General features: G+C 41.9%; 15 protein-coding genes and 4 tRNA genes. 6 read left to right on the top strand and 13 right to left on the bottom strand.

Annotated elements, in window-relative coordinates; translation table 11 throughout:
• Genes DQN48_RS05935 through DQN48_RS05925 form a run of 3 tightly spaced genes read right to left on the bottom strand, consistent with a single transcriptional unit; the run spans window position 1 to window position 2,848 of the window.
• Window positions 1-399, bottom strand: a complete 399-nt coding sequence (locus tag DQN48_RS05935; protein ID WP_013023448.1) for a hypothetical protein — start codon at window positions 397-399, stop codon at window positions 1-3.
• Window positions 399-1,721 carry a UDP-N-acetylmuramate--L-alanine ligase gene (murC, locus tag DQN48_RS05930; protein WP_013023447.1) on the bottom strand — a complete coding sequence of 441 codons (1,323 nt, stop codon included), beginning with the start codon at window positions 1,719-1,721 and terminating at the stop codon, window positions 399-401. Before murC ends, DQN48_RS05935 begins: the two co-directional genes overlap by 1 nt.
• Complete coding sequence (locus tag DQN48_RS05925) at window positions 1,718-2,848, bottom strand: succinyldiaminopimelate transaminase (RefSeq protein ID WP_049762235.1); 1,131 nt, start codon at window positions 2,846-2,848, stop codon at window positions 1,718-1,720. Before DQN48_RS05925 ends, murC begins: the two co-directional genes overlap by 4 nt.
• 114 nt (window positions 2,849-2,962) lie before the next feature.
• Between DQN48_RS05925 and DQN48_RS05920 the strand changes: the two genes are divergently transcribed.
• From DQN48_RS05920 to DQN48_RS05905, 4 genes are all read left to right on the top strand, one after another.
• Window positions 2,963-3,037: transfer RNA gene (locus tag DQN48_RS05920), tRNA-Gly, on the top strand.
• A 38-nt stretch (window positions 3,038-3,075) separates the two neighbouring features.
• A tRNA-Leu gene (locus DQN48_RS05915) sits at window positions 3,076-3,162 on the top strand.
• Between the two features lie 19 nt (window positions 3,163-3,181).
• Window positions 3,182-3,256: transfer RNA gene (locus tag DQN48_RS05910), tRNA-Cys, on the top strand.
• A 44-nt stretch (window positions 3,257-3,300) separates the two neighbouring features.
• Window positions 3,301-3,388 (top strand) — tRNA-Ser (locus DQN48_RS05905).
• A gap of 754 nt (window positions 3,389-4,142) precedes the next feature.
• Here DQN48_RS05905 and DQN48_RS05895 read toward each other — a convergent pair.
• From DQN48_RS05895 to DQN48_RS05880, 4 genes are read right to left on the bottom strand one after another with little or no spacing between them, the layout of a single operon-like run.
• Window positions 4,143-4,898 (bottom strand): SPOR domain-containing protein, encoded by a 756-nt coding sequence (locus DQN48_RS05895; protein ID WP_013023445.1) that lies wholly within the window; start codon window positions 4,896-4,898, stop codon window positions 4,143-4,145.
• A 56-nt stretch (window positions 4,899-4,954) separates the two neighbouring features.
• Window positions 4,955-6,202: a serine hydroxymethyltransferase gene (locus tag DQN48_RS05890; protein ID WP_013023444.1), complete on the bottom strand. Its 1,248-nt coding sequence runs from the start codon at window positions 6,200-6,202 to the stop codon at window positions 4,955-4,957.
• Between the two features lie 27 nt (window positions 6,203-6,229).
• Window positions 6,230-7,738: a lysine--tRNA ligase gene (gene lysS, locus DQN48_RS05885; RefSeq protein ID WP_013023443.1), complete on the bottom strand. Its 1,509-nt coding sequence runs from the start codon at window positions 7,736-7,738 to the stop codon at window positions 6,230-6,232.
• 9 nt (window positions 7,739-7,747) lie between these two features.
• Complete coding sequence (locus DQN48_RS05880; protein WP_013023442.1) at window positions 7,748-8,365, bottom strand: CvpA family protein; 618 nt, start codon at window positions 8,363-8,365, stop codon at window positions 7,748-7,750.
• Window positions 8,366-8,447: 82 nt separating this feature from the next.
• Between DQN48_RS05880 and DQN48_RS05875 the strand changes: the two genes are divergently transcribed.
• Window positions 8,448-9,758 carry an apolipoprotein N-acyltransferase gene (locus tag DQN48_RS05875; protein WP_013023441.1) on the top strand — a complete coding sequence of 437 codons (1,311 nt, stop codon included), beginning with the start codon at window positions 8,448-8,450 and terminating at the stop codon, window positions 9,756-9,758.
• 9 nt (window positions 9,759-9,767) lie between these two features.
• Window positions 9,768-10,409, top strand: coding sequence for an ABC transporter ATP-binding protein (locus tag DQN48_RS05870; RefSeq protein WP_013023440.1), 642 nt, complete (start codon window positions 9,768-9,770; stop codon window positions 10,407-10,409).
• Between the two features lie 74 nt (window positions 10,410-10,483).
• On the opposite strand, the gene DQN48_RS05865 is transcribed toward DQN48_RS05870, so the two are convergent.
• The 6 genes from DQN48_RS05865 to napG are packed head-to-tail and all read right to left on the bottom strand — an operon-like array spanning window position 10,484 to window position 14,277.
• Entirely contained in the window at window positions 10,484-10,822 is a 339-nt protein-coding gene (locus tag DQN48_RS05865; protein WP_013023439.1) for a chaperone NapD, read from the bottom strand.
• Window positions 10,819-11,769, bottom strand: a complete 951-nt coding sequence (locus DQN48_RS05860; RefSeq protein ID WP_013023438.1) for a WD40 repeat domain-containing protein — start codon at window positions 11,767-11,769, stop codon at window positions 10,819-10,821. The genes DQN48_RS05865 and DQN48_RS05860 overlap by 4 nt, the downstream gene beginning before the upstream one ends.
• Window positions 11,766-12,089 carry a 4Fe-4S binding protein gene (locus DQN48_RS05855; protein ID WP_049762205.1) on the bottom strand — a complete coding sequence of 108 codons (324 nt, stop codon included), beginning with the start codon at window positions 12,087-12,089 and terminating at the stop codon, window positions 11,766-11,768. The genes DQN48_RS05860 and DQN48_RS05855 overlap by 4 nt, the downstream gene beginning before the upstream one ends.
• Window positions 12,086-12,598: a nitrate reductase cytochrome c-type subunit gene (locus tag DQN48_RS05850; RefSeq protein ID WP_013023437.1), complete on the bottom strand. Its 513-nt coding sequence runs from the start codon at window positions 12,596-12,598 to the stop codon at window positions 12,086-12,088. The genes DQN48_RS05855 and DQN48_RS05850 overlap by 4 nt, the downstream gene beginning before the upstream one ends.
• Window positions 12,595-13,515 carry a quinol dehydrogenase ferredoxin subunit NapH gene (gene napH, locus DQN48_RS05845; protein ID WP_013023436.1) on the bottom strand — a complete coding sequence of 307 codons (921 nt, stop codon included), beginning with the start codon at window positions 13,513-13,515 and terminating at the stop codon, window positions 12,595-12,597. The genes DQN48_RS05850 and napH overlap by 4 nt, the downstream gene beginning before the upstream one ends.
• A 9-nt stretch (window positions 13,516-13,524) precedes the next feature.
• Window positions 13,525-14,277, bottom strand: coding sequence for a ferredoxin-type protein NapG (gene napG, locus DQN48_RS05840; RefSeq protein ID WP_013023435.1), 753 nt, complete (start codon window positions 14,275-14,277; stop codon window positions 13,525-13,527).

Raw genomic sequence — 14,277 nt, 5'->3', positions numbered from 1 at the left:
CTAGTCTTTTTCTAATTGTTCTTGTAGATTTTCCAGTGCAGGGCTGGTTTTCTTGGTCAGATCGCAATCCTTTAGGGAATATACGATATTTCTTGCAGGAGAGTTCTCTTTGCCAATGAGGGTCAGCGTCCCGGTGGAGAGATTGAAATCTTTGACACTGATGAGATTCTTTCCACAAGAAAGATTTTCCCCACGCAAAAAACTCATTTGCAAAAGATAGACCTTTTTGTCCATTTGGCTTTTGTTGTAGGCATAAATTCCAATGAGGATGCCAAAAGTAAGTAGGGCAAAGAGGCTCAAAAACTTTTGTTTTTTGCTGATGGCACCAAAGTCTTTGAGGATCAAAAAAAGCAAAAAAATGGCCAGAAACACCACAAGGATGATGGGTAATAAAGTCATTATTTCTCACCTCTGATTTGATAGGTAATATCTCCAGCACCCATTCCAATCACAAGCTCCTTTTCTAAAATCTTTAGAAGTTTTTGGCCTTGATAGACCAATATTTTCATACCATCACGTTTGATATGGCTTGCCATTATAGGATTGTAGCGCGCAAAAAGTTTGGGCATATCAAAAAACATCTCCTCTTCTCCTGCGCGATAAGTGGGCAGGATGATGAGTTGTGTGCAATTATCAAAAGCCCCTTGAAAGGCTTCCAAATTGTCTTTTAGGCGGCTAAATTTGTGGGGCTGCCAAATGGCTGTGATTTGATGATGGCCCTTTAGCATGGTATAATCTTTGGCGGCATTGAGTGTAGCGATGATTTCTGTGGGATGATGGGCGTAATCATCGATGATGCAGGGCCCTTGCTTTTGAATGATGTCAAAGCGCTTTTTGATGCCTGCAAAATTTTTAAGATTTTCTCTGATGGTGGGAATGTCTAATTCTTGAGCTGCACAAAGGATGGCCATCGCGGCGTTAGCAGCAGTGTGGCCGCCAAGCCCCCAGACTTCAAACTCTCCCAAGTCTCTAAGGATGAATTTGCAAAAGGGTTCATCATTGCGCAGGAAAAAGCTGATATCTGTAATATCTTTGGAGGGGGAGAGGGGGATGTGTTTGTGCTTTAGCGTAGCCAAAAAAGGATCATCGCTATTAATGAATGCAGTTTTTGCAAGCCCTAGAAAATCTCGGTAGGCTTGATGAAAAAGCTCAATGCTGTAGTCATAGCTTTGCATGTGCTCAAGTTCGGCATTTGTGACGATTGCATAGTGGGGATTGGAGTTAAGAAAGCTTTTGTCAGATTCATCTGCCTCAAAGATAATCCCCTCATTTGCACTCTCTCTCACATTGGATCCAAATTCTTTGCTCACGGCCCCAATGATTGCTCCATAATGTGGAAAAATGCTGCTTAGCATCGCACTTGTGGTGCTTTTGCCATGGGCTCCGCATACGCTGATGACCTTTTTTTGGGCTAGGATTAATTTCAACGCATCCTTGCGCGAAAGAATGGGAATATTTTTGCTTTGGGCTTCTAGGATTTCGATGTTGTTTGGAGGGATGATTGCAGAATGGATGATGAGGTCTTGGTTGGAGATGGAGGATTTGTTATGAGGGATGGTGATGGGGATGCCTTGATTTTGCAGCTCTTTTGTAAGCTTGCTAGGAGAGATGTCGCTTCCACTCACGATTGCGCCCTGTGCTTTGAGATAGCGTGCGATCCCAGAGATCCCGATGCCCCCGATGCCAATGAGATGGATTTTTAGATTTTTGAGTTGTTTCAAAAAGATCCTTTGTCTAAAAAGTTTTTGATACGCTGCAAAATAGGCAGCAGGATCCCAGGCTCATAAACAAGTGCGATGCGCACATAACCCACCCCCGCATCTTCCCTCCCCAAAAATCTGCCTGGAAGCACCAAAATCCCCTCTTTTTCATAAAGGGCCTTGCAAAATTCTAGATCATTGCCCACATAAAGCCAGAGATAAAAGCTATGGGGAAAGATGAGGGTTTCTTTAAAGAGTTCTTGTGCGATTTTGAGATTTTGTGCATATTTTTGACGGATTTTGTTGGCTTCATCATGACTTTTCCACGCGATGCTTGCAGCCTTTTGCAAGGGATTTGGGATAGCGCAGCCCAGATAGGTGCGATAGGTGCGATAATGCTGTAATATCCTGCGATCCCCTGCAATAAACCCGCTCCTAAGACCAGGTGCAGAGAGACGTTTGGAGATGGAATTTACACATAAGATGTTTTGAAACTCCTTATTTCCCATTTTGCAAGAAGCCTCCAAAATTCCAGCACTTGGTGTGTTTTGGTAGATTTCGCTGTAGCATTCATCATTGAGCAAAACAAAATCATAATGGAGTGCATGTTCTACCCATGCCATCAATTCTTCCAGGCTCAATGTCCTTCCTGTGGGGTTATTAGGGGAGTTTAAGATGACAAGATTTGCCCTTTGCATCTGCTCTTTTGTGAGGCTGGGGGTGAAGTTATTATCAGGGTTTAGATGCATGAGGATTACTTCTGCTCTGCTAGCAATACTTGCCCCCTCATAGATTTGATAAAAAGGATTGGGGTAGGCGATGGTGGGATTTACAAAGCGTGAAAGGAAAAAAAGCGGAAAATTAAAGAGTACCTCGCGCGTGCCAAATGTGGGGATGATTTGCTCTCTATCTAGCAAAAGACTATAGCGATAAGAGAGAAAATCCTGCAATGCCTCATAGAGATAGGTCTCTCCATTGCTTTTTGGATAGTAGCGCAGATCTTGGGCATTGTCTTTTAATGCTTCTTGGATGATTGTGGGAGTGGGGAATTGAGGTTCGCCGATGCTGAGCTTGGTGATGGGTTTTTGCGGAGTGATGGAGTGGATGAGTTGTGAGAGTTTTTCAAAAGGATAGGGTTGAAATTCCAAAATCAATCTCCGTGGGGTTTTGCTTTGGTAATTATAATAGTTTTTTAAAAGATTTCATGATTTTTCTTGATTTTTTAAAAAAGCGCTGCTAGAATTATGGTCTACAAAATCGATGCGGGAATAGCTCAGTGGTAGAGCACAACCTTGCCAAGGTTGGGGCCGCGGGTTCGATCCCCGTTTCCCGCTCCATTAGTAATCTTATTTAGGGATGAAGTTACTAAATTTTCGCCCGGGTGGTGGAATGGTAGACACAAGGGACTTAAAATCCCTCGGAAATTGCTTCCGTGCCGGTTCAAGTCCGGCCCCGGGCACCATCCACCCCTAGCCGAAGATGGCGACATAGCCAAGTGGTAAGGCATGGGCCTGCAAAGCCTTGATTCCCCAGTTCGAATCTGGGTGTCGCCTCCATCTGTCTCTTTTTTCATCTGTGTTTTTTATTTATTGTTTATTGTCGGGAGATGGCTGAGTGGTCGAAAGCGGCGGTCTTGAAAACCGTTGAGGGTAATACCTCCGGGGGTTCGAATCCCTCTCTCCCGGCCATGGTAGTCCTTTTTTAATTTATTGTATATAGAAATAGTTCGTCTGGCATGTAGACATCTGCATGCCTCTGCTATACCCCGACTGCTTAAAATTGTTTAAATTTGTTTTTTGCATGTTTTTGGTTTTTTCAGACTCCCTCATCTGTAATTTTTGTGGAATTATTGGTTTTTTGTTTGTGATTTTTTGTGGCGCTTTATGAGATTTTTTGCTGGGATTTTTCTCATTTAATTCTTGTGAGATTCTTGAAAATTTTTTGACCCCACTCCGTGATTTGCACCATCTTCCAGGCTCTCCATGTCGCATTTGTGTTTTCATGATTTTGTGTCCGTATTTTGATTCTTTATGCCCCTGTGTTTTCTAGCGCTTTTTGAGGTTTTGCGCGATTCTTTGGTGGAGTATTTTTGTAAAATCCAGAGGTTTTTCTATCCTTGTTATCTCTGCTAAAAGAGAGCTAGGGGAAGTAAAAAAACAAAAGCTAAACCTCTATGAAGCAAAGATTAGAGAAAAAAATGAGAGGCAACAGGGAAGCTCAAAGAGAAATTCACCAAAAAATCCAGAAACCAAAGAGGGGGGTGGGGGAAATTTGCAACAAAGACCAAAAAATATACCAATGATAAAGGCGGGAAACTCAGGGATAAAAACAATAAAAGCTAGAAGCCCCCTGGGATCACACAGTAAAATCTCGAGGTTGTTTTATCAAGAGAACTTGCTTTATTTCAGAGAGGATTCCTACCCAAGAAGGGTAGGATGGGAATTATTTCACTTCATAATAGATGGAATGTGCCAGCTCAGGATGCTGCTGCTTGTAATCCTCGGCTTGTTTGCGAGATTTGAATGGGCCGATGAGATATTTGGTGAGCTTTTGACCCTCATGATCGGTGAATTCAAGGGTTCTAAAATCATGATGCATAAGAGTGTTTTGCATGGTTTTATTAGGCTGTTTAGCAAATGCACCCATTTGTAGATAGGATCCTGCTGTGGCTTTTTGCAAACTCAAAGAATCAAAACTCTTAGCTGCACGTTTCTTTTTTGCAGGGGATTTTTTTACATGCTCTGGGGATGGGGTTATTTTTTGTGCCAAGTGGTTTGAGGTCTGAGTCTTGTCATGCATGGCATGCTTTGCATCTGCTGCATGTCCTGGGGTATAGCTTTGCGTAGAGGAATCTTTAGAGAGCTCTTTGTCATCCTTTGCATCTGGGGTTTTTGCCGCTGCTACGGGCGTGCTTTCTGGGGTATTGGCATCCTTCATTTCATTGACGATTTTATCAAAGCTGTCGTATTCTGAGCTTGGATTTTGGGTGGTGCTGCTTGGTTGATTATCTGCTAGCAAGGAGTTTGTATTTTCCTGTGGCTGCTCTAGGGCTTGCTCTTTGGGGTTAGAATGTGTAAAAGACCAGATGATTAGCAAAATCACTAATATGGCAATCACTGCCACCACACCCAAGACCACATTTTGTGTTTTCTTCTTTTTTGTTGTATCCAGTGTTTCTTTGAAATCCATTTCTTCCATTTTTTCTCCTTTTTATAAAAATTTCATTGTGTCAAAGCAAAATCCCATCTTATTCCCTAAAAGATCGGTTGGTCATAAAGTGGGAATTTTGCATTGAGTTCATAAATCTCTTTTTGGATTTTCTTTTGGAGTTCTGTGTCCTTGATATGTTCGAGGATATCAGCAATTTTATTTGCAATCCAAATAAATTCGCCTTCCTTCATGCCTCTGGCAGTGAGTGCAGGAGAGCCCAGGCGGATGCCACTGGTGACAAAGGGGCTTCGCGTTTCTCCTGGAACGGTATTTTTGTTCACTGTGATGCCTGCATTGGCCAATGCTGCATCTGCATCCTTGCCGCTAAATTCTCTATTCAAAAAGCTCATCAAAATGAGATGATTGTCTGTCCCACCGCTCACTAGCTCATAACCTCTTTCTATCAAAACTTTTGCCATAGCTTTGATATTGCTTTTTACCTGCTTGGCATAGAGCTTCCATTCTGGTTTGAGATTCTCTCCAAATCCCACCGCCTTGCCTGCGATAATATGCAACAAAGGACCACCCTGGGTTCCAGGGAATACGGCCTTGTTGATTTTTTGTGCGATTTCCTCATCATTACATAAAATCATTCCTCCGCGCGGTCCTCGCAATGTCTTGTGCGTGGTCGTGGTAACCACATGGCAATGGGGGAAGGGATTGGGATATTCATCTGCGACCACAAGCCCTGCTACATGCGCGATGTCCCCCATGAGTATGGCTCCCACACTATCTGCGATTTCGCGGAATTTTTTGAAATCCAATTCCCTGGTATAGGCGGAAAAACCACAGATGATGAGCTGAGGTTTGATGAGTTTTGCAGACTCTGCGACTTTGTCATAATCAATCCTGCCATCTAGCTCCACGCCATAAAAAAAACTCTGATAATTCTGGCCGCTGGTGCTGACCTTGGCGCCATGAGTAAGGTGGCCACCATGACTCAAATCCATTCCCAAGATCTTGTCATAGGGCTTTAGTAATGCTGCATAGACTGCGGCGTTGGCTTGAGATCCTGCATGGGGTTGGACATTGGCAAAATTGCATCCAAAGAGTTTTTTAGCGCGCTCAATTGCAAGAGTTTCGATCTCATCGACAAAATCACAACCGCTGTAATAGCGCTTCCCCGGGTAGCCCTCAGCATATTTATTGGTCAGGATGCTGCCTGTTGCCTCCATTACGCTGGGGAAAGTATAATTCTCACTAGCAATCATCTCTAAATGATGGGTTTGCCTTTCAAACTCCCTTTGTATGCTTGCAAATACTTCTTTGTCGCTTTGTTCTAAATGATACATGTTTGCCCCTTTTGGATTTTCTCTTACTCAGCTATTTTGTTCATTTGGTTCAAAATGATTTCTTGTAGGCTTCATTGCAGGGAATAAAATCACATCTTTAATGGTTTTGGCCCCGGTAAAAAGCATGATCAAGCGATCAATCCCGATGCCTTGCCCTGCTGTGGGAGGCATTCCATATCCAAGTGCCCATACATAATCTTCATCCATATACTGGGCCTCTTCATCGCCTGCATCCTTTTCTCTGACCTGCTGCTTAAAGCGTTCAAATTGATCGATGGGGTCATTGAGCTCGCTAAATCCATTGGAGATCTCTTTGCCTCCGATAAACAACTCAAAGCGATCGGCAATTTGGGGATTTTGATCATTTCTCCTGGCTAGCGGGCTGATATCAATGGGATAGTCTGTGATGAAGGTTGGATGAATGAGCTTGTGCTCGACAAATGTATCAAAGGCTTCGCTCAAAAGCTTGCCATAACCCATCTGGGCTTCTAGCTTGATGCCTTGTTTTTGCAAAAAATCCCGCAGGGAATGTTTATCTTCAAGGACCGCACGGGGCAAATTTCCAATTTTTTCTAGCGCATCTTTGTAGCCAATCACTTTAAAATCAGAAAAATCAATTTCTTGGTCATTGTAGTGGATTTTGGTGGGTAAACCTAAAGTATCTAAAAGATAGGTAAAAAACTCTTTTGTGAGAACAATGAGGTCTTTGTAAGTCTTGTATGCCCAATAAAATTCAATCATGGTAAATTCTGGATTATGAGAATGATCCATGCCTTCATTTCTGAAATTTCGATTCATCTCAAATACTGCTTCAAAGCCTCCTACAATCAGGCGTTTGAGATAGAGCTCTGGGGCGATACGCAAAAATCTATCCACATTTAGAGCATTGTGATGCGTGATGAAGGGTCTGGCATTTGCCCCTCCTGGGATTGGGTGAAGCATTGGGGTCTCCACTTCCAAAAATCCCTTGGATTCAAAAAATCTGCGCACAGCAGAGACGATCTTGCTGCGCAACTTAAAGGTTTCTTTTACTTCTTTGTTCATGATGAGATCAAGATAGCGTTGACGATAGCGCAATTCGATATCTGTGATCCCGTGGAATTTCTCAGGCAGTGGGATGATGGATTTTGTAAGAAGCTGGTATTTTATTGCATGCAGGCTCAGCTCGCCTGTTTTGGTGACAAAGGGATAACCATACACAGAGATGAAATCTCCCACCTCTAGGGTTTTTTTTAAGAGAAGAAATTGCTCTTGCAAATCATTTTGTGAGACATAGACCTGTACATTGGCGCTTTCATCCTCGATGTCAATGAAGCAAGCCTTTCCCATCATTCTAAGCAGTTTTACACGTCCTGTAATGGAGAATTTTTGCTCGGTTTCTTTGTTGTTTTCTTGATTTTTGAGATAGGAGAAACGCTCAATAAATTCGCTATTTTTGATGGTTTTTTGGGTTTGATTGGAATAGGGATTTTGCCCATTTTCGCGCAAAATCTGTGCTTTTTGGAGACGTTGCTGGATGTATTGATTTTCAAACATTGGGTTTCCTCAGGGTTTTTTTATGGAATTCTGAATGCTTTCTTTGATTTGATCGCTAGCGCTTTTCATCTGTTCTGTAGTGTTTTCTAGGGTGTCCTTGAGTTTGGGAGAGATTTGTTCGAGTTTTTGGGTGATTTTTTCGGGGCTATCAAATTTGATAATCAGATTTGCTGTGTCCATCATGGCCGCATAGACTTTGCTTTTTTGGGGGAGATTTTTGATGAAATCGATCTCTCTGATGAATTTGATTTGATTGAGTGCAAAGATGATAAAAGCCAGGATGCAGAAAATCTTGAGACAGGAGAAGCAGTATCCCAAAATCCTATCCAAGATCCCTAGCCCAGAATAGCGCACAAATTTTGTGATGATAAATCCGATAAGCAAAAATGCCACCCAAAAAAATGCCAGCACAATCACAAAGCCAAGAATAATGGCTATGGATGGATTTTTGATATGGTAGACATGGGTGTCAAACAGTACGGCCATATCGCTAGCAAGCCTTGAGGCAAAGAATATGCCCACAATAATGCCAATGAGAGCGGAGAGCTCATGGACAAAACCATCAAAAATCCCCTTAAGACTCACAATTAAAATGATTGCCAAAAGAATAATGTCAATGTAGTTCATCAAAATCCTAAATATTCGTAAAAAATGATTTTTTCTGCTATTCTACCAAAATAATTTGACTTTTAAAAATTGTTTGGAAAAAATGCTAGCCCCCTTCCTAAGACCCACGAGAAAATTCCTAGAAAAGAGTAAAAAAAGCTTTTTTTTTGTGTTTTTATTTCTCTTGCCTATTTGGAGTGGAGCATTTTTCTTTGCATTGGGGGATTCTGGCGGGCATGCCAGAGGGTTTGAGACCACCTATATCATTCTCAATAGCATTTTTGCTCCGCTTGCAATTTTTGCATTTTTGCGTGTTCCTAGTTCTCTTGGATTTTATTTTGGATTTTATGTAGGCATAGGACTGTTTTATTGGGTGGGCTTTAGCTTTCTTTATTCCCCAGCTCCTTATTTGTTGCCTATCATCATCATTGCGATGGGGGTGATTTATGGAGTGGTTTTTTGGCCACTTTTGTGGAGTGAGCATTTATTTTTTCGGATCCCTGCGCTATTTTTATTGAGTTTTATTCATCCCTTTGGTTTTGATTGGCTCTTTGGGGAGGAGTTTTTGGCCTATAGTATTTTTGGGGTGGGGAAATGGAGCTATGCCTGCGTGATATTAGGGGTTGTGCTGCTGTACAAGGGGGGTAAGGGGTTTAAAATCCTTGCAGTGTTTTTGTTGGGATTTTCCATATCTCAGACTCAATTCATGGGCAAGTATGAAATGCCGCTGAATATGGAGCTTACTAGCACTTCTATTGGGCAATCTGGCAAATGGGAAGGGCAAAATATCCAAGAGATTATTAAATACAACCTTTCTTTGATAAGAGAGGCAGTCGCAGAAAGAAAAGAGGTGATTGTTTTGCCAGAGACAGCCTTCCCGCTGGCTTTAAATTTGCAAGAAGATCTGCTAGAGACTTTGAAAAAAATGAGTGCGGACATTGGTATTGTTGTGGGGGCGATGCGCGTGCAGGATTTACAGATTTATAACAGTACCTACATCTTTGAAAAAGGCAGGCTGCAGATCCTAGACAAGGTGATTTTAGCACCCTTTGGCGAAAGGATCCCTCTGCCAAAATTCATCGCAAAACCCTTGCAAAAATTATTTTTTGGCACAGAAGAAGAACTTAGCCAAGCTAGCAAGGCGCAGGATTTTGTGCTGGGTGGCAAGGTCTTTCGCAATGCGATTTGCTATGAGGGCACCTCTTCTTTGTTGTATGAAGATCACCCCAAGTATGTCATAATGATAAGCAATAATGCGTGGTTTTATCCAAGTATTGAGCCTTATTTTCAGCAAATTCTGCTGAAGTTTTATGCAAGAAAATATGGGACAATTACCTTTCATAGTGCCAATTTTTCCCCCTCTATGGTTATTGCTCCTGCTCTTTTTGCAACCTTTAGCTCCAAATCCCAATAAAGGCAAAAAATGCTCCAAGTCCAATCCCTTTCCCATCAATTTGATATTTTGCTCTATGAAGATGTAAATTTTAGTCTCTCTCCTGGGCAGACGCTTGCGATTCTTGGGGTGTCAGGCAGTGGAAAATCCACCATCCTTAATCATCTCTCCACCATGCTAAAGCCCAATCATGGCCAGATTGATTTATTGGGACATCAAAATATCTATTCCCTTCCTGATGCAAAATTATTAGAGATTCGGCGCTATGAGATTGGAATCATCTTCCAGGCGCACTATCTTTTTCGCGGTTTTAGCGCACGCGAGAATCTCAAAATCGCAAATTTATTAACCCAAAATACCCTGGATTCAAGCGTGCTAGAATCTTTCAAGATTGATTCTATCTTGGATCAAGGGGTGGGGACTCTGAGTGGGGGGCAGCAGCAGCGCGTCTCCATCGCGCGCGTGCTTAGCAAAAATCCAAAGATTATTTTTGCTGATGAACCCACGGGCAATCTTGATGGAGACACAGCAAGAAGTGTGATGCGGGTTTTATTTGATTATGTGCGCACTAACGCTGCCATGCTTGTGCTCGCCACCCATGATGAGGCCCTGGCCTTTGATTGTGATTTTGTCTATCGCCTCAAAGACAAGAGACTCAAACAAGAAAAATGATTTTTTCTTGACTGCTTCCCCATTTTCACAAACTTTGGTTGTGATTCCTTGGCATGATAGAAATGTATTTTGTGCTATTTGATAAAATTCTTAATATCTCCGCCATATTTCATCAATTCTGCTGGCGTAGTGTCAATGAGTTTGGCAATTTTTTGCATATCTAGCTTACAGTTTTTGAGATCCCCTTCACTGTAGGTAAGGTGCATTTCTGCGCTGAATACTCCTTTTAGTACTTGGATTTTTTTTAGTGCTTCAAGTTCTTGTTGCGTATTTTCTGCCTCAATGGTGGCAATCATAATTCCCCTATCTTTTTGATGCAGTGCGATTTCTACGTGGGGGATTTGGGGGATCTCTTGCAGCAGAGACTCCCAAGCAGATGAATCTGCTTTGATAATGATGCTAGAAATATTCATAATTCTCCTTTGTTAAAAAAATAAATATAGGGACTGTCACAACTTACAATAATATTATTTTTGTAAAAGATAATATTATTAGCAATGCCTTGTAGACCTGTTAGCATCGCGGTTTTTTTCTTGCTCAAAAGATTTACAAGCGCGATGTCGCCTTTTTCGTTGGCAAGATAGGCCAGCGTATTGGTTGGGGCATCTAATCCTACTGCATAGACCAAAAAATCACTCCTAAGACTTAAGTCTTTTCCTGTATCCAAAAAATAAACACCCACCCTGCGATCTTGTCCTGCAGTAGCAATCCTGTGATGATTGGCAACAATTTGAAAGTTTTTGTCTTTATTGATGATGGGAAGTGTTTTGAGGATTTTGCCATTTTTGGGATGAATTTGGTAGACCACTCCAGACTCTCCCGTGGTAAAAAGAAAGGGAGAATCTAATACCATATCGCTAAAACTCGATTGTGAGATTTGGGTTTGGTAGAGGGTTTGATGCCTGGGGAGATCATAGAGCAAGATCTCATGGCTTAGCAATGCGATGAGAATCTGCTCTTCGTTGAGCCAGAGGACCTTGGCGATGTTGAGATCTGTGAGCAGGGGAGTGGGAGGATGGGAGGGATGATTGCCATCAGCAAGGTAGAGATTTCTTTTGCCTTGCGCGTTGGCAGAGACGATGGCGAGCATATTTTTGCTGTTGCTTGCGGTATTGAAAATTTTTGGCGGATAGGAATTCCCAAAAAAATCTCTAAGCAATGGGAGTTTGATGCTTGGGCGATATTTCTTTTGGTTGAGATGATAAATGAGCACTTCTCCCCCAAGCGTAGAGATATAGAGCAAATCTTTTTCTCTCTGGATGGAAGAGACCTCAAAAGGGGTTTTTAGAGTATGGGTAGGGTGGATTTCTCTAGCAAACAAGAGGCATGCAAAAACAAGTGCGACAAAGATTTTTTTCATGCTTTGATTTCTTCCCTAGAAATAGGAATTTCTTTTAGGCTAATGGCATTTTGTGGGCAAATCGCTTCACATCGATCACAGCCGATGCAACTTGGGAGAATCTCTGGAAAAAACAAACCTTGAAAAGAGATATGTTCTCTGCAGATATCCTTGCAAGCATAGCAAATGACTTTTTGATAAGCAAGACAAGTAAGAGGGTGGATGATGGCGACTTTTTTCATGGGGGCAGGAATTTCTTTGCAGTCTTTTTTCCCAAAGCCAAAAAAGAGTTTTCTCCTTGAAGGATCTACCTCATGAGAGGTAGATTGCTTCTTTCTCATTTTACACCCTGATTGATGACATCAAGGAGGTTGGATTGATGTTTTTGTTTTTCATTATGAAAGCCAGGTTGAAATTTATTTTTTACAAGGGGTTTGGTTTGTGCTTGGGGAACATGGCATTGTGTGCAGTTGTATCTCTGTTCAGCAATGCCATTGCTCACTTCTTTATGCATGCGCAAATCATAAGTATGGGATTTGGGAATAGGCGTTGCACCAACGCTTTCTGCGACATCTGGTAGGTGGCAGTCAAGACAGGCGTTGTTTTTCTGGGTGATGGGGGTCATGCCTGTAATATCATGAGGAATCAGAGGAGGTGCGTTCTCATAAGAACGCTCAATTTTTTTGCTCTCTCCTGCAGATCCTGTGCCAAAGGTATAATCTTGAATTTTTACTTTGTTTTCATCAGTGAGTGGGGCTTTTCTGAGTCCAATTTGATTCTCATCCACTCCCTTGGCAAAAACACTTGCTCCTAATCCTATAGCCACCATGAAAGTTAAGATTTTTTTCATTTTTTCTCCTTGTTGAAATGTAAGATATTGAAATTTAATGCATCATCATTGCAGACTTCAATACAGCGTCCGCATTTGATGCAAGCCGTTTTTGTCACAAAACCACTTTGTTTGCCAATGAGGTGAAGCACTTGGCTTTCTGGGCAAATTCGTATGCATTGCATGCATTTTGTGCATTTGTTTAAGTGATATTGCACCTTGAGTAGTGACTTTGCTCCAATGATGCTGTAAGTCGCACCCAGTGGACATAGATGTCCACAAAATCCATTTTTTAACATAAATAGATCAAATAAAAACACTGTCAAAACCCCAAAAAAACCCGTTCCCATCCCAAACACAACACCACGATGCAGCATAGAAATAGGATTTATACTCTCCCATGCTAGCATGCCAAAAGCAAAGCTTAAGACAAGTGCTAGAGCAAGGATGATGTATTTTGTATTTCGTGAGAATGAGATAAAACGGATATTTTCTATACGCAAGATTCTGCGTAGCAAATTTGCTAAATCTGTAATGAGATTGATGGGACAAACAAATGCACAAAAACCTCTTCCTAGAAAGATTCCATACAATGCTAGAACCACACCCACTCCAAGGAGCAGGTCAAAACTGATTGCCCCACCTGCTAGAAAGATTTGCAAGAATGCCAATGGATCGCTCATGGGGATTTTATCAAAGATTTTGGAAGTGCTAAGATTGCCCTGTAAAATGGGGTTTTTTAGTAATGCTTCTTTGGTATTGGCAATTGCTAAATTACGTTCCCCGCTTTCAAAGCCACTAAGATCCCCTTGCAATACGAGATGCTTTTTGTGACCAATGGTAATGAGGGAGCAGTTTGCTAGAAAAAATAAGAGCAAAATGCCTATCTGCGAGGTTCTGCGTATTATTAAGAATTTATTCTTTATCAACCACTGCATAAAATCTCCTTAGAGTATCCCATCATTTAGATAATCTAGCGTTTGTTTTTTTGGGGAATCCATCCTGGATTTTGGTCTAGCAGACTCTAGTCTTTCTTCATCTTTTTGATCCCAGCCTTTGATATAGTTTGCTCCCATTTTGCCCAAAACTTGTTCGCGGTGCATTACCTTGATTGAAGCAATTTCTGTTACGCAGGCTTTTTCGCATTTTCCACATCCTGTGCAGACATCATTAGCGACAATGGGTAAAATCATCGCATGCTTTCCTGTTCGTGTATTTGCTTTGTATTCTAGATAGATTGCTTGATCCATCAATGGGCAGGCACGATAGCATGCATCGCACTGGATTCCTGCATATGCAATGCAATTTAGCGTATCCACTACCGCTACACCCATGCGCGCCTTAGTGATATCAAGCTTGCCATGAGTGAGCAAGAGGTTTTTGTCTAATGCATCTGTAGGACAAGCACGCACGCAGGGGATATCTTTGCACATGAAGCAAGGAATTTTGCGAGGTGTAAAAGTGGGAATTCCCTTTACACCTTTTGTGGCAAGACTTAGGGTATAGTAGGGACAAGCCTCTACGCATAGCCCGCATCTAATGCAAGTATTGATAAAATCATCCCGCGCGCCTGGTGGATAGAAACCTAGAGGATTGCTTTTTGCTTCTGCAATATATGCACCCCAGATAAGCCCTCCTATTGACACCAGCCCCATTGCTTGGGTAATGGATCTCAGCGCTTTTCTGCGACTGGTATCCAT

It is taken from the genome of Helicobacter mustelae (assembly GCF_900476215.1).
Classification (GTDB): Bacteria; Campylobacterota; Campylobacteria; order Campylobacterales; family Helicobacteraceae; genus Helicobacter_H; species Helicobacter_H mustelae.
Note: the sequence above shows the minus strand (reverse complement) of the source record. Positions and strands in the feature narration are given on the sequence as shown.

Bases quoted from the DNA above. Each gene is read 5' to 3' on its own strand.
- DQN48_RS05935 (WP_013023448.1), bottom strand. From the start codon at position 399: ATGACTTTATTACCCATCATCCTTGTGGTGTTTCTGGCCATTTTTTTG.
- DQN48_RS05895 (WP_013023445.1), bottom strand. From the start codon at position 4,898: ATGGAAGAAATGGATTTCAAAGAAACACTGGATACAACAAAAAAGAAG.
- DQN48_RS05890 (WP_013023444.1), bottom strand. From the start codon at position 6,202: ATGTATCATTTAGAACAAAGCGACAAAGAAGTATTTGCAAGCATACAA.
- lysS (WP_013023443.1), bottom strand. From the start codon at position 7,738: ATGTTTGAAAATCAATACATCCAGCAACGTCTCCAAAAAGCACAGATT.
- DQN48_RS05880 (WP_013023442.1), bottom strand. From the start codon at position 8,365: ATGAACTACATTGACATTATTCTTTTGGCAATCATTTTAATTGTGAGT.
- DQN48_RS05875 (WP_013023441.1), top strand. From the start codon at position 8,448: ATGCTAGCCCCCTTCCTAAGACCCACGAGAAAATTCCTAGAAAAGAGT.
- DQN48_RS05870 (WP_013023440.1), top strand. From the start codon at position 9,768: ATGCTCCAAGTCCAATCCCTTTCCCATCAATTTGATATTTTGCTCTAT.
- DQN48_RS05865 (WP_013023439.1), bottom strand. From the start codon at position 10,822: ATGAATATTTCTAGCATCATTATCAAAGCAGATTCATCTGCTTGGGAG.
- DQN48_RS05860 (WP_013023438.1), bottom strand. From the start codon at position 11,769: ATGAAAAAAATCTTTGTCGCACTTGTTTTTGCATGCCTCTTGTTTGCT.
- DQN48_RS05855 (WP_049762205.1), bottom strand. From the start codon at position 12,089: ATGAGAAAGAAGCAATCTACCTCTCATGAGGTAGATCCTTCAAGGAGA.
- DQN48_RS05850 (WP_013023437.1), bottom strand. From the start codon at position 12,598: ATGAAAAAAATCTTAACTTTCATGGTGGCTATAGGATTAGGAGCAAGT.
- napH (WP_013023436.1), bottom strand. From the start codon at position 13,515: ATGCAGTGGTTGATAAAGAATAAATTCTTAATAATACGCAGAACCTCG.
- napG (WP_013023435.1), bottom strand. From the start codon at position 14,277: ATGGATACCAGTCGCAGAAAAGCGCTGAGATCCATTACCCAAGCAATG.